This is a genomic window from Arthrobacter sp. TJ-265, assembly GCF_058269135.1.
Window position 1 is genome coordinate 390,249 of the sequence record NZ_JBZCND010000002.1, and the last position, 26,595, is coordinate 416,843.

At 68.5% G+C, this 26,595-nt stretch carries 24 protein-coding genes; 16 read left to right on the forward strand and 8 right to left on the reverse strand.

All coding sequences use genetic code 11. The features are described from left to right. Nucleotides 1-37: 37 nt before the first annotated feature. The 10 genes from AC4D2E_RS10370 to AC4D2E_RS10415 are packed head-to-tail and all read left to right on the forward strand — an operon-like array spanning nt 38 to nt 11,812. Nucleotides 38-1,045 (forward strand): TAXI family TRAP transporter solute-binding subunit, encoded by a 1,008-nt coding sequence (locus AC4D2E_RS10370; protein WP_104168569.1) that lies wholly within the window; start codon nt 38-40, stop codon nt 1,043-1,045. A gap of 3 nt (nt 1,046-1,048) precedes the next feature. Then, on the forward strand, nt 1,049-1,552 hold the full coding sequence (locus AC4D2E_RS10375) for a hypothetical protein (RefSeq protein ID WP_104168570.1): 504 nt from the start codon (nt 1,049-1,051) through the stop codon (nt 1,550-1,552). After that, complete coding sequence (locus AC4D2E_RS10380) at nt 1,549-3,747, forward strand: TRAP transporter permease (protein WP_490952547.1); 2,199 nt, start codon at nt 1,549-1,551, stop codon at nt 3,745-3,747. Before AC4D2E_RS10375 ends, AC4D2E_RS10380 begins: the two co-directional genes overlap by 4 nt. Next, nucleotides 3,744-4,994 (forward strand): MFS transporter, encoded by a 1,251-nt coding sequence (locus AC4D2E_RS10385; RefSeq protein WP_490952548.1) that lies wholly within the window; start codon nt 3,744-3,746, stop codon nt 4,992-4,994. Before AC4D2E_RS10380 ends, AC4D2E_RS10385 begins: the two co-directional genes overlap by 4 nt. Further along, nucleotides 4,991-5,896, forward strand: a complete 906-nt coding sequence (locus tag AC4D2E_RS10390; protein WP_490952549.1) for a dihydrodipicolinate synthase family protein — start codon at nt 4,991-4,993, stop codon at nt 5,894-5,896. Before AC4D2E_RS10385 ends, AC4D2E_RS10390 begins: the two co-directional genes overlap by 4 nt. Further along, nucleotides 5,896-6,669 (forward strand): SDR family oxidoreductase, encoded by a 774-nt coding sequence (locus tag AC4D2E_RS10395; protein WP_104168574.1) that lies wholly within the window; start codon nt 5,896-5,898, stop codon nt 6,667-6,669. The genes AC4D2E_RS10390 and AC4D2E_RS10395 overlap by 1 nt, the downstream gene beginning before the upstream one ends. A gap of 32 nt (nt 6,670-6,701) precedes the next feature. Further along, entirely contained in the window at nt 6,702-7,601 is a 900-nt protein-coding gene (locus AC4D2E_RS10400) for a fumarylacetoacetate hydrolase family protein (protein ID WP_490952550.1), read from the forward strand. A gap of 35 nt (nt 7,602-7,636) precedes the next feature. Continuing rightward, nucleotides 7,637-8,854: a CaiB/BaiF CoA transferase family protein gene (locus AC4D2E_RS10405; RefSeq protein WP_181033688.1), complete on the forward strand. Its 1,218-nt coding sequence runs from the start codon at nt 7,637-7,639 to the stop codon at nt 8,852-8,854. Nucleotides 8,855-8,859: 5 nt separating this feature from the next. Next, a complete protein-coding gene (locus AC4D2E_RS10410) occupies nt 8,860-10,020 on the forward strand; it encodes an acyl-CoA dehydrogenase family protein (RefSeq protein ID WP_490910920.1) in 1,161 nt (386 codons plus the stop codon). A 7-nt stretch (nt 10,021-10,027) separates the two neighbouring features. Then, complete coding sequence (locus AC4D2E_RS10415; RefSeq protein ID WP_490952551.1) at nt 10,028-11,812, forward strand: IlvD/Edd family dehydratase; 1,785 nt, start codon at nt 10,028-10,030, stop codon at nt 11,810-11,812. Nucleotides 11,813-11,822: 10 nt separating this feature from the next. Here AC4D2E_RS10415 and AC4D2E_RS10420 read toward each other — a convergent pair whose 3' ends face one another. Further along, the gene (locus AC4D2E_RS10420) at nt 11,823-14,678 is read right to left on the reverse strand and encodes an FAD-binding and (Fe-S)-binding domain-containing protein (protein WP_490952552.1); all 2,856 of its coding nucleotides are present in this window, start codon (nt 14,676-14,678) and stop codon (nt 11,823-11,825) included. Nucleotides 14,679-14,736: 58 nt separating this feature from the next. On the opposite strand from AC4D2E_RS10420, the gene AC4D2E_RS10425 reads away from it, so the two are divergent. Both AC4D2E_RS10425 and AC4D2E_RS10430 read left to right on the forward strand, forming a co-directional pair. Continuing rightward, entirely contained in the window at nt 14,737-15,450 is a 714-nt protein-coding gene (locus tag AC4D2E_RS10425; protein WP_490952553.1) for a fumarylacetoacetate hydrolase family protein, read from the forward strand. After that, nucleotides 15,447-16,139, forward strand: a complete 693-nt coding sequence (locus tag AC4D2E_RS10430; RefSeq protein WP_490952554.1) for a GntR family transcriptional regulator — start codon at nt 15,447-15,449, stop codon at nt 16,137-16,139. The genes AC4D2E_RS10425 and AC4D2E_RS10430 overlap by 4 nt, the downstream gene beginning before the upstream one ends. 37 nt (nt 16,140-16,176) lie before the next feature. Here the strand turns inward: AC4D2E_RS10430 and AC4D2E_RS10435 are convergent, their stop codons facing one another. Together AC4D2E_RS10435 and lhgO are read right to left on the reverse strand one after the other, a co-directional pair. Further along, the gene (locus AC4D2E_RS10435) at nt 16,177-17,253 is read right to left on the reverse strand and encodes an Ldh family oxidoreductase (RefSeq protein ID WP_490952555.1); all 1,077 of its coding nucleotides are present in this window, start codon (nt 17,251-17,253) and stop codon (nt 16,177-16,179) included. Then, nucleotides 17,250-18,440: an L-2-hydroxyglutarate oxidase gene (gene lhgO, locus AC4D2E_RS10440; protein WP_490952556.1), complete on the reverse strand. Its 1,191-nt coding sequence runs from the start codon at nt 18,438-18,440 to the stop codon at nt 17,250-17,252. Before lhgO ends, AC4D2E_RS10435 begins: the two co-directional genes overlap by 4 nt. A gap of 150 nt (nt 18,441-18,590) precedes the next feature. Here lhgO and AC4D2E_RS10445 point away from each other — a divergent pair, with 150 nt between their 5' ends. The 4 genes from AC4D2E_RS10445 to AC4D2E_RS10460 all read left to right on the forward strand — a co-directional run bounded on the left by AC4D2E_RS10445 (nt 18,591) and on the right by AC4D2E_RS10460 (nt 22,253). Continuing rightward, on the forward strand, nt 18,591-19,304 hold the full coding sequence (locus tag AC4D2E_RS10445) for a substrate-binding domain-containing protein (protein ID WP_490952557.1): 714 nt from the start codon (nt 18,591-18,593) through the stop codon (nt 19,302-19,304). A gap of 541 nt (nt 19,305-19,845) precedes the next feature. Continuing rightward, nucleotides 19,846-20,571: a hemerythrin domain-containing protein gene (locus tag AC4D2E_RS10450; RefSeq protein ID WP_490952558.1), complete on the forward strand. Its 726-nt coding sequence runs from the start codon at nt 19,846-19,848 to the stop codon at nt 20,569-20,571. Between the two features lie 183 nt (nt 20,572-20,754). Next, entirely contained in the window at nt 20,755-21,531 is a 777-nt protein-coding gene (locus AC4D2E_RS10455) for a phosphoribosyltransferase (RefSeq protein WP_490952559.1), read from the forward strand. Continuing rightward, the gene (locus tag AC4D2E_RS10460; protein ID WP_490952560.1) at nt 21,507-22,253 is read left to right on the forward strand and encodes a glucose 1-dehydrogenase; all 747 of its coding nucleotides are present in this window, start codon (nt 21,507-21,509) and stop codon (nt 22,251-22,253) included. Before AC4D2E_RS10455 ends, AC4D2E_RS10460 begins: the two co-directional genes overlap by 25 nt. A gap of 36 nt (nt 22,254-22,289) precedes the next feature. On the opposite strand, the gene AC4D2E_RS10465 is transcribed toward AC4D2E_RS10460, so the two are convergent. From AC4D2E_RS10465 to AC4D2E_RS10485, 5 genes are all read right to left on the reverse strand, one after another. Beyond that, on the reverse strand, nt 22,290-22,871 hold the full coding sequence (locus tag AC4D2E_RS10465; RefSeq protein ID WP_490952561.1) for a hypothetical protein: 582 nt from the start codon (nt 22,869-22,871) through the stop codon (nt 22,290-22,292). Between the two features lie 194 nt (nt 22,872-23,065). Beyond that, the gene (dhaK, locus tag AC4D2E_RS10470) at nt 23,066-24,061 is read right to left on the reverse strand and encodes a dihydroxyacetone kinase subunit DhaK (protein WP_490952562.1); all 996 of its coding nucleotides are present in this window, start codon (nt 24,059-24,061) and stop codon (nt 23,066-23,068) included. A 47-nt stretch (nt 24,062-24,108) separates the two neighbouring features. Beyond that, nucleotides 24,109-24,741, reverse strand: a complete 633-nt coding sequence (gene dhaL, locus AC4D2E_RS10475) for a dihydroxyacetone kinase subunit DhaL (RefSeq protein ID WP_490952563.1) — start codon at nt 24,739-24,741, stop codon at nt 24,109-24,111. Continuing rightward, nucleotides 24,738-25,553 carry an HAD-IA family hydrolase gene (locus AC4D2E_RS10480; RefSeq protein WP_490952564.1) on the reverse strand — a complete coding sequence of 272 codons (816 nt, stop codon included), beginning with the start codon at nt 25,551-25,553 and terminating at the stop codon, nt 24,738-24,740. Before AC4D2E_RS10480 ends, dhaL begins: the two co-directional genes overlap by 4 nt. A 2-nt stretch (nt 25,554-25,555) precedes the next feature. Beyond that, entirely contained in the window at nt 25,556-26,419 is an 864-nt protein-coding gene (locus AC4D2E_RS10485) for a class II fructose-bisphosphate aldolase (RefSeq protein WP_490952565.1), read from the reverse strand. Nucleotides 26,420-26,595 lie beyond the last annotated feature (176 nt).

Sequence of the window (26,595 nt, forward strand, 5' to 3'; positions counted from 1 at the left end):
ACCAGCCAGTTACCAACAACGACAGAGGAGAAAAGCCTTGAGCACCCAACAACGAAGCCGGAAGCGTCTTTGCGCAGCAGCACTGATCGCCCCCGCACTCTTCCTTTCAGCCTGCGGCAGCCCCGAGCCCAGTTCCAGCGGTGGAGGAGGCGGGGCCGAGGGCGGGGAAGGAGGGTCGCTTTCTATCGCGACCGGCGGCACCGGCGGCGTCTACTACCCCTTGGGCGGTGGCTTCGCCACGGTGATCCGCGACAACATCGACGGCTATGACGCGACGGTGCAGGAAACCAATGCCTCCGTGGACAATATGCTCCTCATCGAGAACGGCTCCGCCCAGCTCGCCTTCTCCGTGGGCGACGTAGTGTCCGACGCGGTGGAAGGCGTCGGCGAATTCGAAGGCAACGCCATCGACATCTGCTCGCTCGGCAACATCTACAACAACTTCATGCAGGCCGTCAGCGTCGACGGAACCGGCATCCAGTCCGTCGAGGACATGGCAGGAAAAGTGGTTTCCGTCGGGGCGCCCGGCTCCGCAACCGAGGTCGCAGCGCTGCGCATCCTCGAAGCCGCCGGCATCGACCCCGAGACCGGGGTGGAACGCCGACAGCTCGGCGTCGCAGAAACCGTAGCCGCATTGCGGGACGGCACCATCGACGCCGGATTCTGGTCCGGCGGGCTTCCTACGGGCGCGCTCATCGACCTCGCGAGTGACGGCGACATGGTGCTGGTTCCTATCGGCGAATACGCGGAGCCACTGGCGTCCGAGTTCGGCGATTACTACGTCGCAGAAGACATTCCCGCCGACACTTATGAGGGCCAGACCGAAGCCGTTCCCGCGATCGCCTCACCGAACCTGCTGGTGGCCAGCCCCACGATGGACGAACAGCTCCAGGAGGACATCACCCGGTCGATCTTCGAGAACGAAGAAGCACTCATCCAGGTCCACCCCGCCGCCGAAGAGCTCGATGCCGCCACCGCCGGCGACATCTCCTACATCGAGACCTGCCCAGGCGCTCAGACCTACTTCGACGAGGCCGCAGGCTAGGCCATGCGCAAGCCGGCCGCCGTCGTCGTCCCCCTTGCATGCCTCGGCATGCTCGGGGGCCTGGGGTTCGTGAATTCGTCCGGTCAGCCGGACGTGTCCATCAGCATCACCAACGACGACGGCGAGCTGGCGAGTGTCCCGCTCGCCGGGACCAGCTTCTCCGTGAGCTACCGCAATTCGCTGTACGGCACACGGGCCGAGGAACGCTACACCCTTGGACCCGACGGCACCTTCGTGCTCGACCAGATCGCAGCCGACCAACTCGCGGTACTGGAGGAGTACTACGCAGTTCCCGGCGCCCCGTCAGCCGCCGGAGACACCGATCGCCGGGAATGGGTGGTGGAGCCGGACCCGGCGCGGCCCGCGGTGTTCGAGGAACTCTCGATCGCCGCGACCGACCTGGGACAGCGCACGCTGCACGTGCAAGGCGCTCCGCCGCTCGAACTGTGGAGCCTGGTCGAAGACGACAACCCGTTCGTTGAGTTACATCTCGAGGAGACACCATGACCGAGCGACCAGACGGCAACGGCGCCGTGAAGGCGCATGCTTCCGCTCCTGCTTCTACGCACAAAGCGCCCGCGCCGGGCAAGCAGGCGGACCTTGCGAGGGAGAAGGAGAACGACCCGGTCAGCCCTCTGGAGCGAGAGGACATCATCGACGAGGAAGCGCTGATCGCCGAGTACGAGGCGGAGAAGCCGGCGCGGCACCTCAGCGGGACCCCTGCCCTGCTGATCAAGATCGCCGGTGCAGGGCTTTCGCTGCTGGCCCTCTACTGGGTCTTCAACCCCATGGCCACCCAGTTCTACCTCCCGCTGTTCCTCGGGATCGGCCTGTCCCTGACCTTCCTCGTCTACCGGGGCTGGGGACGATCGGAATCCTCCAAGGCGAAGAGGCCGGGGGACAACCCGGGGATCGCCGACTGGGTTCTGGCGATCGTGGCACTGGTGCCGTTCCTGTACATCATCTCCGACTGGGACGGCTTCTTCCGGCGGGCGATCACCCCCACCTACCTGGATCTGGCCATGGGCGTGATAGCCATTCTCGTGACCCTCGAGGCGTCACGCCGGACCGTCGGGATCCTTGTGCCACTGGTGGTCGTGGGCTTTTTCGCCTACGCCTTCTTCGGCTCGTGGGTTCCCGCCCCGTTCAACACGTCGTCCTTCGACTGGGTACGCCTCGTCGGTCACAACGTCATGGGCACACAGGGGCTTTTCGGTGTCCCCACCGACGTGGCAGCAACCTACATCATCCTGTTCACCATCTACGGAGCGGTGCTCGGGGCATCCGGCGCTACCAAGTTCTTCATCGATCTTTCCTTCTCCGCCTTCGGCCAGTCCAAGTCCGGTCCGGGCCGCACGGTAACCCTCGCAGGATTCCTCCTGGGCACGGTCTCGGGCTCGGGCGTCGCCACCACGGTGACCCTCGGCGGTATCTCCTGGCCGCTGCTGCGCAAGGCCGGCTACCCGAAGGAACACGGTGGTGCCATCCTCGCCGCCGCCGGAATCGGCGCGATCATGTCCCCTCCCACCCTGGGTGCGGCCGCCTTCATCATCGCAGCGCTCCTCGGTGTGTCCTACCTCCAGGTGCTGATCTGGGCCACCATTCCCACCGTGCTCTACTACTTCGGGATCATCCTGGCCATCGAGATGGACGCACGCCGCTTCAAGACCAAGGCTGTGGACTTCGACGTCAAGCCGGTCGGCAAGCTGCTGCTGCGCTTCGGGTACCACTTCAGCTCCCTCGTCGCCATCGTCGTCTTCATGGCCATGGGCATGACGCCGTTCCGCGCCGTGGTCTATGCCACCTTCCTTGCCTTCGCCCTCAGCTTCCTCGAGCGTGACTCATGGATGACCCCCCGACGCATCTTCGATGCCCTGGCCTCCGGCGCCACCGGTGCGCTGTCCGTCATTCCCGTCATGGCGGCGGCAGGGCTGATCGTCGGCGTGATGACACTGACCGGACTGGGCCTGAAACTCGCCAACATCATCGTGGACTTCGCCGGCGGGAGCCTGCTCCTGACGGCCATCTTCTCGGCGATCTCGGTGATCCTGCTGGGACTGGCGGTCCCCGTGACCGCGAGCTTCATCATCTCGTGGGTCATCATCGGGCCCGCCCTGCAGGACGTGGGAGTTCCCGGGTACGCCGCGGCGATGTTCATCTTCTACTACTCGGTACTCAGCGAGGTCTCCCCGCCCACCGCGCTCTCACCGTTCGCAGCCTCCGCGATCACGGGTGGCAAACCGATCCAGACCATGTGGCTCACCTGGCGCTACACCCTCTCGGCGTTCCTCGTGCCGTTCATCTTCGTGCTCTCCGGCCCGGGCGTCGGGCTGCTGCTGCAGGGCGGCATCGGCACCATCGCCCTGGCGTTCAGCGTCTCGCTCCTGGCCGTTGGTGCCCTCGCGGTGGCCACCGGAGCATGGCTGTTCGGCCCGGCCCGCTGGCCCGAACGGATCCTGCTGGGGCTGGGCTCACTGCCGATGCTCGTCATGGAGCCGATGTACATCGGCATCGGGATCGCGATCATCGCCGTAGGAATCGTCGTGCACCTCCTCGGCCTCAAGCTGCACAGGAAAGACCCCTCAACGGATGCTGCCACCAGCCAAACCGGCTCAGAAGGATCCGGGGCAGCAGGCGCCACCGCCACCGATGGATCGCCTGATACCGGCGGCCAGGCTCCGCGCGCTTCCGGCTCGGCGTGACCACTGAACAGCCGCCCCGTGCGGGTGGCACCCTGCTCCAGGCCGTCACCGTCACCACCCTGGGCGTGCTGCCCGCTTTCCTGGTCGGCGCCCTCGCCGTGCAGATCCGGGCCGACCTGGGCATCGGTCCCGCCGAGATGGGCATCGCGGCAGCTACCCTTTTCGCGGTCTCAGGGGTGGCGGCGCGCCGGCTCGGCCGGCTCGTCCAACGGATCGGGGCATCCAGGGGGATGGTGGCCTCGGCCGTTCTGGCGGCGATCGCCCTCACCGGAGCAGGCCTGGCGCCGACGTTCGGCGTACTGATCGCCGCCCTCGTGGTAGGCGGACTGGCCAATGGTCTGGCCCAGCCGGCGGCGAACCTCGGAATATCCCGGGCCGTCGACCCGGGCCGACTGGGGCTGGCGTTCGGCATCAAGCAGTGTTCCATCCCCGCGGCCGGCCTCATCGGCGGCCTCGCTGTTCCGGGCATCGCCCTCATCCTGGGCTGGCGCTACGCCTTCGCGCTGGGTGTCGTCCTGGCCGTGGGGCTGGCCCTGTGGGCCGGCCTCACGGCGCAGGGACCGGACCGCCCGACGACCGGACCCGCAGCACCGGCCGACCGCGGAACCCCCCGGCGCGGACTCGTGCTGCTCGCCATCGGCGCCGGCCTCGCGGCGGCCGCCGCGACGTCCATGGGGGTCTTCCTCGTCGATTCGGCGGTGGAATCCGGGATGTCGCCCAGCGCGGCAGGCTACCTTTTCGCCGGCGCCGCCCTCCTGGGGCTCTCGATCCGCATCGTGCTCGGCGCCGCCATGGACCGGTACCCGCACCGCAGCCCCTACGTCCTGGTGGCCAACCTGCTGACGATCGGTGTGGGCGGCTACCTCCTCCTCGCCTTCGGCTCCTCGGCGGCATTCATCTGCGGAGCGCTGCTCACCTACGCCGCCGGCTGGAGCTGGCCCGGGCTCGTCCACTTCGCGGTGGTACGCGACAACCGGCAGGGCGCCGCCTCGGCCACAGGGGTCCTGCAGACCGGGCTCTCCCTCGGCGCTGCCGCCGGCCCCCTGCTCTTCGGCTTCCTAGTGGCCGCGACCTCCTACCGGGTCGGCTGGCTGACTGCCGCAGTCGTCGCACTGCTTGCCGCAGCGACGTTCCGGCTCGGGCGCCGGAGCATCCGCGCCGCACGGTCGGCGGCTGCCGCGCCGGACGCCACTCCCCTTCCTTCCACCAACGGTGGAGGACCATCGATGAAAGGAAAGTCCCGATGACCGAACCGATCCCTCACCTCTCCCCCGGACTCTGGGGGGTGCTGGCGACGCCCTTCAGCGGACCGGAGTTCGCCGTCGACACCGCCTCACTCCGCCGTGAAGTCCAGCTGTACACCGCGCTGCACGCCACCGGGATGGTGGTCCTCGGTGTCTTCGGTGAGGGTGCGTCGCTGACCGCTGCCGAGCAGTCCCTCATCGTCCGCACGGTCGCCGAGGAGGCGGGGAGCACCCCGCTCGTCGTCGGCCTGTCCGCCCGCACCACCGCCGTCGCCATCGAGCAGGCCTCCACCGCCGTCGAGGCCGCCGGTGGCAACCTCGCGGCGCTCATGGTGCAGGCGAACACCGGCGACCCGGACATGCTGTCCGCCCACCTGACGGCCATCCACCGCGCCACGGGAGCGGGCATCGTGCTGCAGGACTACCCGGTGGCGTCGGGCGTGAAGATCAGCGCCGAACAGATCCTGCGCGTCCTCGAGAAGTGCGACTTCATCGTCGCCGTGAAATCGGAAGCGCCCCCCACGGCGTCCGCGATCGCGAAACTGACCCGCTCCACGAACGTTCCCGTCTACGGCGGGCTGGGCGGAGTCGGGCTCCTGGACGAGCTCGCGGCCGGCGCGGCCGGCGCCATGACCGGGTTCTCCCACCCCGAAGGCCTGCAGATCGCGTTGACGGCCTTCGCCGACGGCGGTTTCCCTGCTGCCCGTGATGCCTTCGCACCCTGGCTGCCTCTGGCGAACTTCGAAGGCCAGCCCGGAGTGGGCCTTGCCCTGCGCAAGGAGATCCTGCGCCGCCGTGGCATCATCGCCGACGCATCGGTCCGGCCGCCCTCACCGTCGTTGCCGCGTGAACTCGCGGACCTGATCGACGCACACCTCGACGCAGTACGAATGGAGATCGCCTGATGGACACCGGACTGACGGGAAAGAACGTGCTCGTACCCGGAGCGAGCTCCGGGATCGGCCTTGCCATTGCGCAGGCCCTCGGAGCCGAGGGAGCGAACGTCGTCCTCGCCGCGCGCCGTGAGGACGTGGTGAAGGCCGAGGCGGCCCGCCTGCCCTCCGCCGTCGGAATCGCCATGGACCTGAACGACGACGGCGCCCCGGCCGCCCTCGTTGAGGCCGCGGAGAACGCATTCGGGCCGATCGACGTCCTGGTCCTCAACAGCGGCGGACCTCCCCCCGGCGGCGCGGCCGACATCACCGACGAGCAGGCCCTCGCCGCCGTCAACCAACTCCTGCTCCAGCACCTGCGCCTCACCTCCCTCGTGCTCCCCGGTATGAGGGAGCGCGGCTGGGGGCGGATCGTGGCCGTCGGATCCAGCGGCGTCCAGCAGCCGCTGCCCAACCTCGCACTGTCGAACCTCGGCCGTGCCGGGCTCGCCGGATACCTCAAGACCCTGGCCGCCGAGGTCGCCGCCGACGGCGTCACCGTCAACATGGTGCTCCCCGGCCGCATCGACACCGAGCGCGTCGCGTCCCTGGACTCGGCCGCGGCCAAGCGGACAGGCGCCACCCCCGCCGAGGCGCGTGCCGCCTCCGAGGCCGGCATCCCGGCTCGCCGGTACGGCACTCCGGCCGAGTTCGCCGCCGTCGTCACCTTCCTGGCCAGTGCGCCGGCGTCGTATGTCACCGGAGAACAGATCCGGTGCGACGGCGGCATGGTCCGCGCCTACTAGAACCCCCGCCTCCGACTCGAAAGGGCAGCGTCATGGCTCCCAGCATCCTGCACCTCTGTTCGATCACCTCCCCCGCCGACGACCCGGGAACCGCCGGCCCCGGAACCACCGGGACCGAGACGGCGGCCGTCGTCCACCCGCGCCGGGGTCTCGCACGGGTGTCCGATCTCCTGCCCGGCTTCACCGGTGACATCCTCGACGTCCTCACGGGGGGCCTCCTCGGCGACCTCGACGCTGCCGCGGAGTCCGCCGATGACGCCGTCTTCAGCAGTCCCGATGACGCCGTCTACGGCGCCCCCTACCGCCACCCCCGCATGCTGTGGGGCATCGGGCTGAACTATGTGGAGCACGCCTCCGACCTCTCCGAGGGCGTGCCCGAAGAACCGGCATCGTTCATCAAGGGCGACCACACCGTCATCGGACCGGGCGAGGCCATCCCCATCCCCGAGCAGAGCGAGCGCACCACCACCGAAGCCGAGGTGGCGGTCGTCATCGGCAGGTACTGCCGTAACGTGGAACCCGAGGACGCACTGGACTACCTCGCCGGCGTCGTGCCCGTGCTGGACCAGACGGCTGAGGACATCCTGCAACGCAACCCGCGGTTCCTCACCCGCTCCAAGAACTTCCCCGGGTTCTTCTCCTTCGGCCCCCGGATCGTACCGCTGGCCGAAGCCGTGGGTGACGGAACGCTCGCCGACATGGAGGTCGCCACCGTGGTCAACGGCGAGGTGAGGCGCAGCAACACGGTGTCCCACATGCGCTACGACCCGGCCTACCTGATCAGCTTCCACAGCAAGGTGATGCCGCTGTATCCGGGGGACATCATCTCCACGGGAACACCCGGCGCCATCCACGTCACCCCCGGGGACACGGCCGAGTGCCGCGTTGCCGGCGTCGGCGTGCTCAGCAACCCCGTCACTGCGTCCAGCTAGGGCTGCAGACCTACTCTCCTGGAGGACGAATCCCCTTGAGCACGAATACGGACAGGCCACCGGCCGATGCGACACCGGCAGGACACTCTGCGCCCGGGCCACTGGAGGGGCTGAAGGTCGCCGACTTCTCGCGGGTGCTCGCCGGCCCGTTCGCGTCCATGATGCTGGCCGATTTCGGGGCGGACGTCCTGAAGGTGGAGAGCCCGGCCGGAGACGACACGCGTTCCTGGGTCCCACCGGTCGACGAGCACGGCGTGGGCACCTATTTCTCCAGCGTGAACCGGAACAAGCGCTCCGTGGTCTGCGACCTCCGCACCGACGAGGGACTGGCGAGGGCCCTCGCCATCGCGCTGGAAGCCGACATCGTCATCGAGAACTTCCGGCCCGGGGTCATGCAGCGTTTCGGGCTGGACTACGCATCCCTCGTCGAACGTCGGCCGGACCTGGTGTACTGCTCCATCACCGGCTTCGGCAGCACGGGAGGCGCGCACCTGCCCGGCTACGACCTCCTCGTGCAGGCGGTGGGAGGGCTGATGAGCGTCACCGGTTCGCAGGACTCCGAACCGAGCAAGGTCGGGGTGGCGCTCGTGGATGTGGTCACCGGCCAGAACGCCGTGGTGGGGATTCTTGCCGCGCTGCGCTCCAGGGATGCCACCGGAAGGGGCCAGCGCGTGGAGGTCAATCTGCTGTCGTCCCTGCTCTCCGGGCTGGTCAATCAGGCGTCGAGCACGCTGGCGACCGGCGAGGCACCCCAGCGGATGGGGAACGCCCACCCCAGCATCGCCCCCTACGAGACCCTGCTGACAGCGGACGGCCCTGTGGCGATCGCCGTCGGGACGGACAAGCAGTTCGAGTCACTGGTCCGGGTCCTCGGCGTCCCGGAACTCGCCGTCGACCCCCGTTTCCGGGGAAACTCGCAGCGCGTGGCGCACCGGGACGCCCTGAAAGTCCTGCTCGAGGAACAACTCGGCACCAGGAGCGCCGTCGAATGGGCCCATCTCCTCAGTTCCGCGGGCGTGCCCGCCGGCAAGGTGAATTCCATCGCCGAGGCGCTCGCTCTCGCCGAGGACCTGGGGCTCGCCCCGGTCATCGAGATCACAGACACCGCCACCGGACGCACCAGCCAACAGGTGGCCAACCCGATCCGCCTCTCCGAGACACCCGCGAGCTACACGCGGGTACCCCCGCTCCTCGGGGAACACGACGGAGCAACGTTCACACCCGACCTCCAGCCCGCCGCTACCGGAAAGTAGACCCCATGACCGACCGTTCAGACCTTCTCGACATCGACGCACTCCTGACCGAGGACGAACGCGCCCTGCGCGACCGCGTCCGCGGATTCGTGGACACCGCGATCAAGCCGAACATCGCCGACTGGTACGACCGCGGGGAGTTCCCCCTCGAGATCGTGCCGCGCATGGCGGAACTCGGGCTGCTCGGCATGCACATCAAGGGCTACGGCTGCCCTGGCCGGAGCTCCGTCGAATACGGGCTCGCGGCCATGGAACTCGAGGCCGGCGACTCCGGGCTGCGCACCTTCGTCAGCGTCCAGGGCTCCCTGGCGATGAGCGCCATCGCGAAGCACGGGTCGGAGGAGCAGAAGAACGAATGGCTGCCCAAGATGGCCGCCGGCTCGGCGATCGGCTGCTTCGGCCTCACCGAACCCACCGGAGGGTCCGATCCCGCCAGCATGCTCACCTTCGCGAAGCGGGACGGCGACGACTGGATCCTCAACGGCAGCAAGCGCTGGATCGGCCTCGCCTCGGTGGCCCAGGTGGCCATCATCTGGGCGATGACCGACGACGGCGTCCGCGGCTTCGTCGTGCCGACCGACAGCCCGGGGTTCAAGGCCACCCCGATCGTCCAGAAGCTCTCCATGCGGGCGTCGATCCAGTGCGACGTCGAACTCACCGACATCCGGCTGCCCGGCACCGCGCTGCTCCCGAAGGCGAAGGGACTCCGCGGCCCCTTCGAGTGCCTCAACGAGGCCCGCTACGGGATCATCTGGGGCGCCATGGGAGCCGCACGCGACAGCTACTATGCCGCACTCGACTACTCGCTGGAGCGGCTGCAGTTCGGCCGACCGCTGGCCGGCTACCAGCTCACCCAGCTCAAGCTCGTCAACATGGCCCTCGAGATCAACAAGGGGATGCTGCTGGCCCTGCAGACGGGACGCCTCAAGGATGCCGGGACCCTGCAACCCCACCAGATCTCCGTGGGAAAGCTCAACAACTGCCGCGAGGCCATCGAGATCTGCCGGGAAGCGCGCGCGATGCTCGGGGGGAACGGTGTCACGCTCGACTACTCCCCGCTGCGCCACGCGAACAACCTGGAGAGCGTGCGCACCTATGAAGGGACCGACGAGGTGCACACGCTGATCCTCGGCAGTCACATCACCGGTATCCCCGCGTTCCGGTAGCCGCACGATGACGGGATCTGCTGCTCCCGCCGGCCGGGTTTCCGGGATCCGGCGGGGCCTCACCAGCTATGGCGACGAGGGGTTCTCCCTCTTCCTCCGCAAGGCCTTCATCAAGGGTGCCGGGTACTCGGACGACGCCCTGGACAAGCCGGTCATCGGCATCGTCAATACGGGAAGCGGCTTCAATCCGTGCCACGGCAACATGCCCGCGCTGCTCGACGCCGTCAAGCGGGGCGTGCTGATGGCCGGCGGGCTGCCCATCGACTTCCCGACCATCTCGCTCCACGAGAGCTTCTCGCAGCCCACCAGCATGTTCCTGCGCAACCTCATGTCGATGGACACCGAGGAGATGATCCGCGCGCAGCCCATGGACGCCGTCGTGCTCATCGGCGGCTGCGACAAGACGGTCCCGGCGCAGCTGATGGGCGCGGCGTCGGCGGGCGTCCCAGCGATCACGCTGGTCACGGGCTCCATGCTGACGGGCGGGCACCGCGGGCAGCGCGTGGGCGCGTGCACGGACTGCCGGGCGTTCTGGGGGAAGTTCCGCAGCGGCGAGATCGACCGGCAGGAGATCGACGACGTCAACTCGCGACTCGTGGGAAGCGTCGGCACGTGCTCCGTCATGGGCACCGCCAGCACCATGGCCTGCCTCACGGAGGCGATGGGCATCGCCCTCCCCGGCAGCGCGAGCCCCCCGGCCGTGACGGCCGACCGCGTGCGGATCGCCGAACGGACCGGGACGCAGGCGGTGGCACTCGCCGAACGGGGCACGGAGATGAGTACCGTGCTCACCCGGCAGGCCTTCGAGAACGGGCTCCGGGTCCTGCTGGCCATCGGCGGATCGACCAACGCGATCATCCACCTGACCGCCGTCGCCGGCCGCCTCGGGATCCGTCTCGACCTCGAGGACCTCGACCGGATGAGCGCCGAGACACCCGTCCTGGTGGACCTGAAACCGACGGGCGCCTACTACATGGAGGACTTCCATCGTGCCGGCGGCGTGCCTGCTGTCCTGCGCGCGCTCGGGGACCTCATCCACCGCGACGCGCCGACGGTCACGGGCCGTACCCTGGGCGAGGACCTGGACGCCGCGGGGCCCGGCTTCCCCTCCGACATCGTGCGGCCACTCACCGACCCGGTGTATCCGGAAGGCGGTCTCGCCGTCCTGCGCGGCAACCTCGCCCCGGGGGGCGCCATCATCAAGCAGGCAGCGGTGTCCACCCATCTGCTGGAGCACACGGGCCGTGCAGTGGTCTTCGAGGACGCGGCAGACCTCGCGGCACGGATCGACGACGACGCCCTCGACGTCACCGCCGAGGACGTCCTCGTCCTGCGGAACATCGGCCCTGTCGGAGCACCCGGCATGCCCGAGGCCGGCTACCTCCCCATTCCCCGGAAACTCGCCGCGCAGGGAGTGAAGGACATGGTGCGCATCTCGGACGGCCGCATGTCGGGCACCGCTGCGGGCGCCGTCGTCCTCCACGTCACCCCGGAGTCCGCCGTCGGCGGGCCACTGCGGCTCGTGCGGACCGGCGACACCATCACCCTGAGCGTCAGCCGTCGCGCGATCCACCTCGACGTCTCCCCCGAGGAGCTGATGCGGCGCGAGGACGAGCTGGGCCCACCCTCTCCCCCGGCCGCCGCGCGCGGATACCGGAAACTGTATGTGTCGGAGGTGACCCAGGCCGACGAAGGGTGCGACTTCCGGTTCCTGCAGAGCACGGAACTCCCGGATCGGGACGCTCCGCGGGACGTGGTCCATCCGCGAAGCCTGATCCAGGAACCGGGCTGAGAATGCTCGCCTAGGGCACCCCCCCGGGCCGGTGCGCCGCCCGATCGAGCAGCTGCGCCAGGTGGATGCCGCGGCGGTCACTCAGATCCTCGATCTGCGTGCGGCACGAGTACCCGTCCGCGAGCACCACGGCATCCTCCGTGGTCGATCGAATCGCCGGGAGGAGCTGCTGTTCGGCGATTTGGACGGAGATCTCGTAGTGCCCCCGTTCCACGCCGAAGTTGCCGGCGAGCCCGCAGCATCCGCCCAGCTTCTGGACGGTCGCGCCGGCCTTCTCCAGCAATGCGGCGTCGGGACTCCAGCCCATGACGGCGTGGTGGTGGCAGTGCGGTTGCGCCACCACCACGGTTCCGTCCAGACGGGGTGGCTGGTAGCCGGGCACGGTGCCGAGGAATTCGGCGAGGGTGTGTGTGGACCGCGCCACGGCACCGGCGGCCTCGGTTCCCAGCAGTTCCACGGCGTCCGATCGCAACACGCCCGTGCAGGACGGTTCGAGTCCGACGATCGGGATGCCCTCGGCGACGGACCGGTTCAGCTCGTCCACGGTCGAGCGCAGTGTCGTCCGCGCGGAATCGAGCTGTCCCGTGGAGATCCAGGTCAGCCCGCAGCACAGCGGCTTCTCGGGAAGACGCACCTCATAGCCCGCTGCTTCGAGGACACGCACCGCGGCCTGTCCTACTTCGGGGGAGAAGTTGTTGGTGAACGAATCCGCCCACAGCAGGACGGGCTGCGCGGCGGGCGCGGCGGACGGCTGACGCCCCCGGAACCAGGCGTGGAAGGTCCGGGGTGCGAACGCCGGAATGCTCCGGCGCTGGTCGACGCCGGCCATCCGGAGGCCCACCTGGCGGATGCCGGGCAGGCGCATGAGGAAGTTCAGGGCCCGGGGTGCCCGCGCCGCGAGTCCGGCCCAGCGCGGCAACCAGCCCAGCGAGTAGTGCGACGCCGGACGCAGCCTGCCCTTGTAGCTCTGGTGGAGCACTTCGGCCTTGTACGCGGCCATGTCGGTCCCCGTGGGGCAGTCCGAGGAGCAGCCCTTGCAGGAGAGGCACAGGTCGAGTGCGTCATGCACCTCGGTCGCACGCCAGTCGGGTTTGTTCCCACTGGTTGCGCCCCCGTTGATCATCTCCTGGAGCGCCCTGGCGCGGCCGCGGGTCGAGTCCTTCTCCTCGCGGGTGGCGATGTAGGACGGGCACATCACGGCGCTGTTGTCCGCGTGCGCCGCACGGCACAGGCCCACTCCCGTGCAGCGGTGCACCGCCTGGCTGAAGTCACCCGCATCGTGGTGGTAACCGAACCCGAGACCGGTCTGCAGCGGTCCTGCCTCGGCCACGCGCACGTTCGCATCCAGTGGTTCGGGGTCCACGAGGATGCCGGGGTTCAGGAGATCGTCCGGGTCGAGGATCCCCTTTACTTTCCCGAACAGGCCGATGGCCGCGGGTGAGTACATGTACGGGAGGAGTTCGCTGCGGGCCCGCCCGTCCCCGTGTTCGCCCGAGAGGGACCCTCCGTAGCGGGCGACCAGTGCCGCCGCGTCGGTCAGGAACGCGCGGAACGCCGATGCGCCGTCGTCGCGCTGGAACGGGAAGTCGAGCCGGATGTGGACGCAGCCGTCCCCGAAGTGCCCGAAGGGGAACCCGGTGAGGGAGTGCGCCAGGAGGAGCTCGTCGAACTCGCGGAGATAGTCCCCGAGGCTTTCGGGCGGTACCGCGGAGTCCTCCCATCCGGCATGCGCAGGGGCGCCTGCCGGCGACCGCCCGGCGAGCCCTCCCCCGTCCTCGCGGATGCGCCACAGGGCCGCGGCCTGCCGTGCATCGGTGATGATCCTCGAATGCCGGGCGGCATCGATCCCGGCGACGAGCCCGGCGCGGTGGGCCACCTCGAGCGGGTCGTCGCCGGACACCTCGACGAACAGCCAGGCCGCACCCCCCGGCAGTTCGGGAACGGCCTGCGGGCCCTTGCGGGTCCGCACCACCTGGACGATCCGGGAATCCAGTCCTTCGCAGGCCGTGGGCGCGAACGGCAGCACCGCGGGAACGGCGTCGCCGGCGGCCCCGATGTCGGGGAAACCCAGCACCACCATGGTCTTGTGCGGCGCATCGGCCACGAGGCGCACGCCCGCCTCCAGCACGACGGCGAGGGTCCCCTCGCTGCCGACGAGCGCCCGTCGCAGGTCGAAGCCGCGCTCCGGCAGCAGGTGCTCCAGCGAATAGCCGGATACCTGGCGCCCGAACCGGCCCAGTTCGGTGCGGATCGTGCCCAGCTCCGCTCCCACCAGGGAGCGCAGCGCGTCGGTCTCCGGCGACGACGGTGTGCCGTCCGGACCCAGGTGAAGCCGCGTGCCGGACCCGGTGACGACGTCGAGGTGCGTCACGTTGTCCGCGGTGCGCCCGTAGGCGAGAGCGCGTGAACCGCACGCGTTGTTGCCGATCATCCCGCCCACCGTGCAGCGCGTGTGCGTGGAGGGATCGGGGCCGAACCGCAGTCCCTGGGCCAGCGCCACCTTCTGCAGCGTCGCGTGGACCGCCCCGGGCTCGACGACGGCGGTGCGCGCTTCCGCATCGAACGCGAGGACCCGGTTCAGGTGCCGGCTGAAGTCCACGACGACGCCGCGGCCGATCGCGTTGCCGGCCAGCGAGGTGCCGGCACCCCGGGACGTGAACGGGACTCCGCGTTCCCGGCACACCTCGAGGGTGGTGAGGACCTCGTCCAGGTGCCGCGGAAACACGACGGCGGCCGGCTGCACCCGGTACAGCGACGCATCGCTCGAGTACACGGTCCGTGAGGTCGCATCATCCCGCGCATCCTTCACACCACGGGCCTGGAGCTCGGAGACAAGGGACCGGGGTGCCGAAAGCATCATTGCCATAAGTAACATGTTATTCACTTGTCGTGCTCCCCCGGCCACCAACCCTGCAAGGAATTCCATGACCTACGTCGTCCCGGTTCCAACGCTCCCGAGCCTCCCGGTCAGCGGTGGCGACACGCTCTTCCCCGTGCGGCGCGTGTTCTGCGTGGGACGCAATTACGGCGACCATGCGCGCGAGATGGGCACCGATCCGAACCGGGAGCCCCCGTTCTTCTTCCTGAAACCCGCGGACGCCGTCTTCACGCCGCAGCGGCCTGCGACGTCGGACGATGCCCGACCGGCAGTCCCCTACCCGCCGCAGACGGCAGATCTCCACCACGAGGTCGAACTCGTCGTCGCGCTCGGTCAGGGCGGCACGGATCTCGATTCGGCGGACGCCCTCGATCTCGTGTGGGGCTACGGCGTCGGAGTGGACCTGACCCGACGCGATCTGCAGGCCGAGGCGAAGAACCTCCGGCGTCCGTGGGATCTCGCGAAGGGCTTCGATTTCTCCGGCCCGTGTTCACCGCTTCGACCGGTCAGCGAGGTCAAGCATCCCGCGCAGGGCCGGATCTGGCTCAGCGTGGACGGCTCGATCAGGCAGGTGGGAGATCTCGGCGACCAGATCTGGACCGTGCCCGAGATCATCGCGCACCTCTCCCGGTCCGTCACCCTGCGTCCCGGCGATCTCATCTTCACCGGCACTCCGGCGGGTGTGGGGGCACTGACCCGCGGAAGCACGGTGACGGCCGGCATCGACGGCGTCGCCGAGCTCTCCTTCACCGTCGAGTGAGCCGGACACCGCCACGTCCGGCCGCCCGGCAGCCCCTCGCCGACCAGGTCCACAGCGCACTGCTCGGGCAGCTCCTCGATGGCCGGCGGAAACCGGACGAGGTCCTCAACCTCGTGTACCTCGCCAGGGAGTTCGGGGTCAGTCAGACTCCGCTGCGGGAAGCACTCGCCAGACTCGAACACACGGGTCTGGTGCTTCGCGAGGCCCACAAGGGGTACCGGGTGGCACCGCTGTTCAGCATGGAGGATCTGCGGAAGATCATGGACGCCCGCCTGGTCCTCGAGCCGGCCCTCGCCTATGAGGCAGCCCTGCGGGTGACCCCGGAATTCCTCGAGCGCCTGGCCGAGACCATCAGCAACCTCGAGACCGGCGCGCACGTCCCCGACAGCCCTCCGGTCACGAGCTTCCTCCGGGCGGACGAGCAGTTCCACGCGGCGATCGCCCGCCAGGCCGACAATGCGTTCCTCGAGGACGCCTGGAAGTCCTTCGGTGGGCAGGCTCAGCGCTTCCGGTTGTATGCCAGAACCCACTCGACGGCACCGGCCACCACCGCGGCCGAGCACCGTGCAATCCTCGACGCGTTCACCCGGCGCGATGCGGAGGGTGCCTCCTCCGCCATCCGGGCGCATATCGAGAACGCGAAGGTTCGCGCCCTGCAGGACCGCCAGGTGGTCGCCTCGGAGGATTGAGGACGGGAGCTGCACGGAACCCTGCCGGGCCGGCTTCTTATCCGAGCGGTGTAAGAATCATCCCGGTTCCGGCCCTGCCACAGATCCCGCGAAGATGCTCGAGGAGGCTCTCGGGGATCGGGATGCCGTTGTGGCCGCGGCTCGCGCGTGCGGCGGTTTCGGGGTCGCCGGGAAGGATGACACCGGGCTCGTCCCGCATCATGAGGCGCAGGAGGTCGTCGACGTAGCGCGCGGTCTCCCCACCCTCCGCCACGCTCGCCGGATCGATCACCAGGACGAAGTGTCCGAGATTGTCGCTGTCGGCGTCCTCCAACGGAAGCGCGGCCCCCGAGAACGCTGCGCTGAGCACAGTGACCATCAGGCTGAGGCCGAAGCCCTTGTGTCCGCCGGTCTCCGAGCTGGAGCCCCCGAGCGGACTGAGCGTTCCCTCCCCCGTGGTCAGCAGGGAGTATGCGAGGGCAGCATCGGTCACGGGATTGCCCTGTCCATCGTTGACCCAGCCGGAGGGCAGGTCCCGTCCATTCAGGGCGTAGGCCTTCACCTTGTTCATCGCCACGACGCTCGTGGACATGTCGACCACGAGCTCCCCTCCGCCCGCGCGGGGTGCGGCGAAGGCAATCGGGTTCGTCCCGAGAATCGGCGTCGTGCCTCCCAGTGCCGCCACCACGGGTGTCCGCGTCGTCGTCATCATGAGGGCAACCAGGCCGCGCTGTGCGGCGCTCCGGACGTAGTAGCCGAGCGCTCCCAGGTGGTGCGAGTTACCCACCGCCACCGCCCCGATCCCGCAGACAGTGGCTTTCCGAATGGCCAGCTCCAACGCGTGGAGACCCGCCGGGTGTCCCAGGCCGGCACCGGCGTCGACGACGGCGAAGGCCGGAGCGTCCCGCACCACGCGGGGGACGGCGTCGAGCCTGACGCGGTTCTCGGACCGGAGCTTCTCGTACAGCATCAGCATCGAGACGCCATGGGAGTCGATGCCTGAGAGATCGGTGTCCACCAACACCGTCGCCGTAGCGGCCGCCGATTCACCCGGCATCCCCCAGGCGCGAAGAATAGCGACGATCTGCTCGTGCACCTGTGCGGCGTCGAAGCGGCGCGTCTCTTCCTGGCTCACCGGTTCCGCTCCTCCATCTCGTCGGCGATGCGCCGGCCGATCTCCAGCGCGGCGGTCGCGGCCGGCGATGGCGCATTGAGCACGTGGATCTGGCGGGGCGCCCGCTCGAAGTAGAAGTCGTCGACGAGGTCGCCGTTCCTGCGCATCGCCTGCGCGCGGACCCCCGCGTGGGTCGGCACGAGGCTGTCGTCACCGAGGTCCGGGACGAGCTCCCGGAGGCTTGCCAGGAACTTCTTCCGGGACAGGGAGCGGGAGACCTCGGACAGCCCCACTTTCCAGTATTTCGCGCCGAGCTTCCACAGTCCGGGCCAGGCAGCGCTCTCGAGGACGTCCCGCGGATTGATCGTGAGCCAGGTGTACCCTTCACGCGCCAGGGCGAAGACCGCATTGGGCCCTGCATGGACCCCGCCGCCGATCATCTTCGTCAGGTGGACGCCGAGGAAGGGGAGACTCGGGTCCGGTACGGGGTAGATCAGGCCGCGCACCAGATGGGACTGGTCCGGGGTGAGTTCGAAGTACTCGCCGCGGAACGGGATGATCCGCACCTCCGGGGTGAGGCCGGCCAGCCGCGCGATGCGGTCACTGTGCAGGCCGGCGCAGTTGATGAGCTCATCGGCGGAGATCTCCCCGCTGGAGGTCGAGACGGTCACGGACCGGTCGTCGGCGGAGATTCCGACGACCTCCGTTCCCAGCCGGATCTCACCCCCGGCCTCGATGATCAGCCGTCCGAGCACGTCGCAGATCCCCCTGTAATCGACGATTCCCGTCGAATCGACCCGGAGTGCTGCCACGCAGGCAACATGCGGTTCATGCTCGCGGGCATCTTCGGGGGAGATCATCCGGCAGGGCACCCCGTTCGCGAGGCCACGGCGGTGGAGCTCCTCGAGCGCCGGAACCTGATCCTGCCGGGTGGCGACCACCAGCTTCCCGCAGATGTCCACTGCCACCCCGTGGTCCTCCGCGAACCGTCGCATCGATTGCGCGCCCGCAGTACCAAGGGTCGCCTTCAGGCTCCCCGGCGCGTAGTACAGCCCGGAGTGGATGACGCCCGAGTTGTTCCCGGTCTGGTGGTCTGCCAGCCGGGGTTCCTTGTCGACGACGGTCACCCTGTAACCGCGCAGCCCCAGCTCATAGGCGGTGGCCAACCCGACGATTCCAGCACCTACAACTACTACGGAGTTCTTCATTCTCGTGTACCTCGTCTGACATCGTTGTCGTAGATCACCGCGAACCTCCCACAACTCTATATGGTGTGCCTGAACAATATAGAGTTGCGAGCCAGGCAAGGTCGCCGTGTCAGGAGGCTTGCTTCGCAGGACCCGACGGAAGGACGTGCCGTGCCAACTCCCCCGAAGCGCCAGGACCTCGACCTGCTGAGCTCCCTCGTCGTCCGCAAGGCCCTGGACGGCGTCGTCCTTCCGGCCTTCCGGCGAGCGTCCGGTCTCTCGGTCCGGACCGAGTATCTTCCGACCACCCTCCTCCTCGAGAAGCTCGACGCCGGCGCCGCACCGGAGGTGCTGATCGGGACCCGGAAAGCGCTGCAGGACCTCGAGGCCTCGGGCGTTCTCGCCGGCGGACGTGCGGTGCCCCTCGTGAGGTCCGCGATCGGCCTCGGCGTGGCCCCGGGTGCCGAGTCTCCTTCGATCGCCACCGAAAGCGACCTCGTCGACGCGCTGCTCGGCGCCCGGTCCGTCGCGTTCTCTCGCGCCGGGCAGAGCGGGGTCTTCTTCCAGGAGCTCCTCGTCCGACTCGGCATCGCGGAGCAGGTGCTCGCACGGGCGACTGCCCTCGAATCGGGCTTCACGGGCACCGCCCTGATGGACGGGCGCGCCGACCTCGCCCTGCAACAGGTCAGCGAACTGCTGTTCATCGATGGCATCGAGACCGTGGTTCCCCTGCCGGAAGAATGTCAGCAGCACACCGACTTCTCCGTTGCCCTGGGCCCCGGCGCACAGGGCAAGGCCGCAGCACAACGTCTCGTCGACCACCTGACGGGCGGGCCGGCACGGGACGCCTACATGGCGACCGGACTGCAGAACATCAGCCCCTGATTCGACGGTGTTCAGGGGACCTCAGGGAACGCTCTATTCACCGTCTCCGACTGCACCGCCGGCATCCAATGATCCCGAGAAAGTGATCTCCGGTGTGGGTCCGGATGTGCCTGTATAGGTCTGCCCTGAGTCGCCGGCACGCAGAACGGCAGGGTCGTTGTAGACCGACCTTTCGCCGTCGTCGGCCGCAAACATCGTAGCCACGGCGCCTGGCGTCAGTGCGGCGGCTGCGATCGCACCAGGAATCCGTGAGGCGGGATCCTCCGCGGAGGAGCCCGCCACCAACTCGATTCGGATTGGTACGCTCCTGCCGCCATCGTCGGCTGCCATGTCGTCCTCCGTCCTTTTGGCCGATGCTTGAACTCCGATGATCCTCCGCGGGGTGTAGCAGTCAAGAGAGGGCTGACCACCATCATCGGGATTCCTCAAGGCCTTCGGTGTCGGCGGGCCCTCCGGCCGTTGTGCGGAGTGATGGCGCTACCTATGATTTCCCTGCCGGGGGCGGATTCTGGTCTCGACCAACTGCATCGGGGGCCATCCCATGACCGACTTCTTCACCATGAAACCCGGCGAAGCCGCGCCGCCCGTGCCCGCAGGGCCCATCCTCTGCACCGGGTCGGCGGGCATGCGGCGCATCCACCGCTTCTTCCTGTGGGCGTACGGCGAGGCGCCCGGCCTCGTGCAGTCCGTCGAGCCGGGCGACACCGCCCGCGCCTCCTATGTGGGCGAAGTGCTGGGCAACTTCGACAACGTGCTCCATGTCCATCACGAAGGCGAGGATCTCCTCATGTACCCGCGCCTGGCGGACAGAGCACCCGTGTGCGCGCTGCATGTGGAGCAGATGCTGGAGCAGCATCGGCAGGTCACGCAGCGACTCGACAGCATCGAGCCGGTTCGCCGGCGCTGGATGGAGACGGCGGACGCAGACACGGGAAAGGACCTCGCTGAACGGTACGAAGACCTGTCGACAGTCCTCCAGGTGCACCTGCGCCGAGAGGTCACGGAGGTGATGCCCGTTGTCGACAGGGTGCTGACCGAGAAGGAGATAGGCGAGGTCGCGGAGCACGGTATCGACACGTTCGACAAGAAGTTCCTGGTCGGCTATCTCGGGATGGTGCTCGCAACGAATCCGCCCGGCGACAGGGAGGAACTCTTCAAGGAGATCCCCCTGCCGGTCCGGATCGCGTACCGGCTCTTCGGGCGCAGGCTGTACCGGAAGCAGTACGCCACCCTCTTCCCGGGACGAGCCATTCCCGACACGCTCTGAGCCGCTTCGAAGGGGACTGCGGTACTGGCGAGACGGGGACGAAAGACTCTGACCACGCGGCATGGACCGGGCTGAAGATCGACTCCTACGCAGGCGCGATGGTGCCGTCGTCACGCAGAGCGATGGCGCCGCTATCCATCCAGGTCGCTGGATAGCACCGCCAAGCACCCCGAGGAGTGGAGCGTGCCGAGGAACCAGTCCAAGATCTTCCTGGACAGGACCGACGCCGGCCGGCAGTTGGGGCAGCGGCTCGCCGGGTTGCGGGGTCAGGACGTGGTGGTGCTGGGTCTGCCCCGGGGCGGTGTCCCGGTGGCCTTCGAGGTGGCGAAAGCCCTCGATGCGCCGCTGGACGTGATCGTGGTGCGGAAACTGGGCGTTCCGTTCCGGCCGGAAGTTGCCATGGGCGCCATCGGCGAGGGCGGCGCCCGGGTTCTCGAACCACGCGTCCTCTCGCGGGCCCGTATCACGGAGGAGGACCTGAGAACGGTCGAGAGGGCGGAACGCCAACTCCTGGAAAGGCGACTGACCCGGTACCGGCAGGGAAGGACCCGGGCAGATGTCCACGCGCGCGCCGTCGTCGTGGTGGATGACGGCATTGCCACCGGCTCCACTGCACGGGTGGCGTGCCAGGTCGCCAGGCAGCTCGGCGCCGCAAGGGTGATCCTGGCGGTGCCCGTCGCGCCGGCCGGCACGGTGGCCTCGTTCACGGAAGCGGACGGGATCGTGTGCCTGGTTTCGCCGCGGAACTTCGAGGCGGTGGGCTGTTACTACGACGACTTCTCGCCCACCGAGGACGACGAAGTGGTGAGGCTGCTCGATCTGGGCTCGCAGCCGAACCGACGGGCTTCTGAGCCGCCCGGAAAGCAGGGGCCAGCTCGCGGCTCCTGGGTCCTGGGACTCCACCGGCGGAACCGACAACACCGAAGGAGCATCACATGGAACGAGTCATCGACAAGGTAGCGCTGATCACCGGGGGTGCACGCGGCATCGGCGCTGCTGTGGCATTGCGGCTGCATGGCGAAGGGGCAAAGGTAATCATCGGCGACATCCTGGACGAAGCCGGACGGGAAACTGCGGAGCGTATGGGCTCCGGCGCTCTCTACGTCCACCTCGATGTGACCGATCCGCAGGACTGGCAGACGGCAGTGGACGCCGCCGTCGAGACGTTCGGGGGCCTGAACATCCTGGTGAACAATGCCGGCATCGTGAACTTCGCCTCCCTCGAGGATTACACCCTCGAACAGTGGAACGCTGTCATCGCCGTGAACCTGACCGGCACGTTCAACGGGATCAAGGCCGCAATACCGGCACTCAAACAGTCAAGAGGCGGGTCGATCATCAACATCTCCTCGATCGCCGGCATGCGCGGCTATGAACAGATCTCGGGATACTCGGCGTCAAAGTTCGGCGTGCGGGGACTCACCAAGAGCGCTGCCCTGGACCTGGGACCCCATCGCATCAGGGTCAATTCGGTCCATCCCGGAGTCATCTCCACCCCGATGACGGCCGACATCCAGGCTGACATGAGCCACGTGGCACTCGGCCGCGAAGGCCATCCGGGGGAAGTCGCGAACCTCGTCCTGTACCTGGCGTCGGACGAGTCGTCGTTCGTTACCGGAGCCGACTTCGTCATCGACGGCGGCGAAACGGCGGGCACGGTGACCCGTCGCGAGGAGACCTAGAACGCCTGCGGCGGATGAAGGGGACTACCGCCTGGATCAGCCCTCAGGTGTCAGCCGCGGTCCAACACCGGCGACCGCATGTGCCCCGGACGGTGCCGTTATGGGATACGGGGCGGCGATCTGACGCTTGATCTGCTCGAGCTCGTCCTTGAGCGAATCGACAGTGGCAAGGTACTTCCTGAACTCAGCCTTCCGGCGTCGAGCATTGTTGAAGCTGACAAACGCGGCGACGATGGCCACCGGGACCGACACCAGCAGAGCCCACCCGGACGTAGCGAGGAGGTCCAGCGTGACGGGGAGGGCCTGCTGGAATGCACGGAAGTCGTTGACCCCGCCCACGACTCCTTCCAGCGCGGTGTCCAGGGGTTCCAGGTAATCCCCCACCAGGGGCGTCTCGGAGAGCGATGGAGCGCTCAGCGACGCCATCCCCTCAGGGGACCACCGCGGATCACTGAAGTGGTTTAGGACGTAGACCCCAGCGGCCGCGTTGAGTGCGGCGAACAGGAGAACGGCACCCAGCGCAATCCAATGAAGAATGCGTGGCAACAGGAAGCCGGCCACCAGCGCGACGACGGCGGGGACAACCCACGTGAAGATGCGAAGTGCGTCTAGGCTCACGCCGCCCAGTAGATCCAAGGAATGCCCCCATAGAGATGAAGTCGATGCGTGCCTCGGCTCTTCAGCTCTGAGACCTCGCCGTCAGGCTACATCTCCTCCTCGGTCGTGGCGGGCAGCGACACCGAGGGTGACGCCCCCATACGACGGCGGGCCGCCCACCAAAAGGTGAGCGGCCCGCCGTTGGTCGCAGGAATCTAGAAGACGCGGATGGGGATCTCCGCCGGGTCCATGAGCAGCCCCTCGATCTCGTCGTCGAGCCGGACCAGCGTGATGGACGCACCCGCCATGTCCAGGGACGTGCAGTACTCCCCCACATAGCTGCGGCCCACACTGATGCCCTGCTCGGCGAGGCGCTTGTGCGCCCGCCCGTACAGCAGGTACAGCTCGCTGATCGGGGTGCCCCCGAGGCCGTTGATCATGAGCGCCACGCGGTCGCCCTCCTTGAAGGGCAGGTCCTTCACGATGGGGGCGAGCATCTCCTCGACAATCTCATTGGCCGGCATCATCTTCCCCCGACGGCGGCCCGGCTCGCCGTGGATGCCCACGCCGATCTCGATCTCGTCGTCGCCGAGTTCGAACAGCGGGCTGCCCTTGGCCGGCGGCGTGCACGCGGTGAGCGCGACGCCCATGGTCCGCGTCACCGAGTTCACCTTCTCGCCGATCCGGACGATCTCGCCGAGGTCCGCGCCCCGCTCGGAGGCGGCTGCGACGGCCTTGATGACGAAGAAGTTGCCCGCCACCCCGCGGCGCCCGATCGTGTAGGTGGAGTCCTCCACGGAGACGTCGTCGTTGATGAACAGCGTCTTCACCTCGATGCCGTCCGCCGAGGACATCTCCTCGGCCATCTCGAACACCATCTTGTCGCCCGTGTAGTTGTTCACCAGCAGGAGCACGCCCTTGGGGGACGCCATGAGCTTGGTGGTCTCGTACACGTAGTCGAACGGCGGGGCCGCGAACACGTCGCCGGGGCACGCGGCGTCGAGCATGCCCTTGCCCACGATCATCACGTGGGCGGGCTCGTGCCCGGAGCCGGAGCCCTGCACGATCGACACCTTGCTCTCGTCGGGGCCGTCGGCGCGCATGATCAGGTTGTACTCGGGCACGTACTTCAGGGTGTCCGGGTTGGCGAGCGCCAGGCCCTCGAGCATCTCGGGGACGAACTGCTGCGGATCATTGACGAACTTCTTCATGGGGACTCCACATCGTTGTGAGGGTTGGACGGGTGGGGAAGGAAGAGTCAGGGCCAGTCGGCCACGATGCGCTCGACGATGACGGCCACGGCTACCGCGCCGGCATCGGGCGAACCGATGCTGCGCTCCCCGCTGTAGCTGGCGCGGCCGCGCCTGGCCTCCATGGTCGACGTCGCATCCGCGCACTCGCGGACCTTCGCGGCGAACGCCGCCCGGCACTCCTCCGGGGAGGCGCCCGCGGCGAGCTGGCGTTCCAGCTCGTCGGTGGCGGGGATGAGGGCATCGAGCAGGGTCTTGTCGCCGAGGTCCGAGTTGCCGCGCTTCTTGATGCCGTCGGTGGCACCGCGGAGCATGGCGACGACGGCGGCCCCGTCGATCGTGTCGGTGGTCTTCGCGGCGGCGGACGCCCGGAGGAACGCCGTGCCCCACAGCGGCCCTGAGGTGCCGCCGATCCTGCTGGAGATGGCGAGCGCGATCTGCTGCAGGAAGGTGGCGGCGTCGTCGCGCTTGAGCGAATCCCAGTCCGCCAGGACCTTCTCGAAGCCGCGGGCGAGGGAGTAGCCGAGGTCGCCGTCGCCCACCACGGCGTCGAGGTCGCCGAACTCCTTCTCCTTCTCGACGGTGGTCTGCGCCAGGGAGCGGACGACGTACTCGACGTCGTCGATCTTGGTGGTACTCATGGTGTCTCCGTTCCGGTGGACGGTGCAGGGGAAGTCGCAGTCGACGAGGTGGCAAGCAGGGCCTGCAGGGTAGCGAGGGTGACGACGCCATCGACGCCGACGCCGTGCGGGTCCTCGAGCACCTCGGCCCGCTCGCCGTCCGGGTCGCCGAGAGAGCTGACGACGAGCGCCGCCCCCGTGAAGTCCTCCCCGCGGGTGAACCCGCTGACGGTCACCACGGTGGCCAGGCCGGCGTCGACGGCGGCGCGCAGCCCGTTGCCGCTGTCCTCGACGACGATCGCGTCGTCGGCCGGGACCCCGAGCTCCCTCAGCGCCAGCAGGTAGATGTCGGGCGCGGGTTTCTTCGCGGGCACGACGTCGCCGGCGAACACCGCGAAGTGCGCGGCGAGGTCCTTCCCGACGGCGTGCGTCAGGACGGCGCGGACCGCGGGTTCCGCAGAGGTGGAGGCGACGGCGAGCGTCCACCCGGCGTCGTGCGCCTCCTTCACGATGCGGGCGATGCCCGGCCGGGCCGGCATGACGCCACTCTCGACGAGCCCTTTGTAGATCTCGGTCTTCCGCTTGTGCCAGGCGAGGATCGCGGCGTCGGTGGAGGCGTCGTCGTCCAGGCTGAGCTCGGCGACCAGCGCGGGGGTGAGGATGCTGCGCATCCGCTCCTTGCCGCCGCCGATCTTCACCCGCTCGGCGTACTCGTCGACGCTCCACTGCACGGGCACGCCGAACTCGGCGAAGGTCCGGTTGAAGGCGGGCAGGTGGCCGTACTGCTCGGTGTCGGCGAGCACGCCGTCGCAGTCGAAGATGAGGGCGGGCATGCTCAGCGGCCGCCCTTGCCGGCGCTGCCGAACTGCGTGCACAGGTCCGCGACGAGGGCGATAACGTCGGCCCGCGTGTGCTTGAACAGCGACGGCGGGTCCCACTTGTTCTTCTGCTCGGCCTCCTTCAGGAACGCCAGGCTGGACTGCATGTACGTCTCCTTGAGCGCCGTGGAGATGTTGACCTTCGCGCAGCCTCGGGCGATGAGGTCTGCGAACTGTTCGGCGCTCAGGCCGCTGCCGCCGTGCAGGGCGATCGGGACGCTGCGGGCCTCGACGAGCTGCGTGACGCGGTCGGCGTCGAGCACCGGGGCGGCCTTGTAGCTGCCGTGGGCGTTGCCGATGGAGGGGGCGAAGACGTCGATCCCGGTGGCGTCGATGAACGCGAGGGCCACCTCGAGGGTCTGCTGGCGGGACACGTCGTCGGATCCGTGATCGTCCTCGACGCCGGTGATCGCCTCGATCTCGCCCTCCACCTGTGCGTTGTGGCGGCGGGCCTCGGCGACCACCTCAATGGTCTGGCGCTGGTTCTCCTCCACGGGGAGCTCGGACGCGTCGAAGAGCACCGAGTTCCAGCCGACCCGCAGGCAGTCCGTGATGACCTCGCGGTCCGGGCAGTGATCCAGGTGCAGGGTGACGGGCACCTCGATGCCGCGCGTCATGGACCGCCACATGTCGAAGAGCACACGGGAGCCGATGGTACGCACGGTCTTCACCGAGGTCTGCAGGATTACCGGGGAGTTGGCCTCCACCGCGCCGGCGAGTACGCCCTCCATGGTGAGGTCGTTGAAGATGTTGATGGCGGGCACGCCGTAGCGTGCCTGGAATGCCGGGTCGACGATGTCCTTCAGTGGTACTACAGCCACAATATGTTTCCTCCTGGTCAGGCTTCCCCCCACGCTAGGTGGGCGCCCCTCCCATGGGTATGGGGGTTCTCCCTCCCCCGGCCTGGGGGGAATCACCACCCCGGGTAATCACCACCTCGCCAGCAGCGGACGCGGGTGGTTGAGTGGGCCGCGGCCGTTCGGCCTCCCGCTTCAAC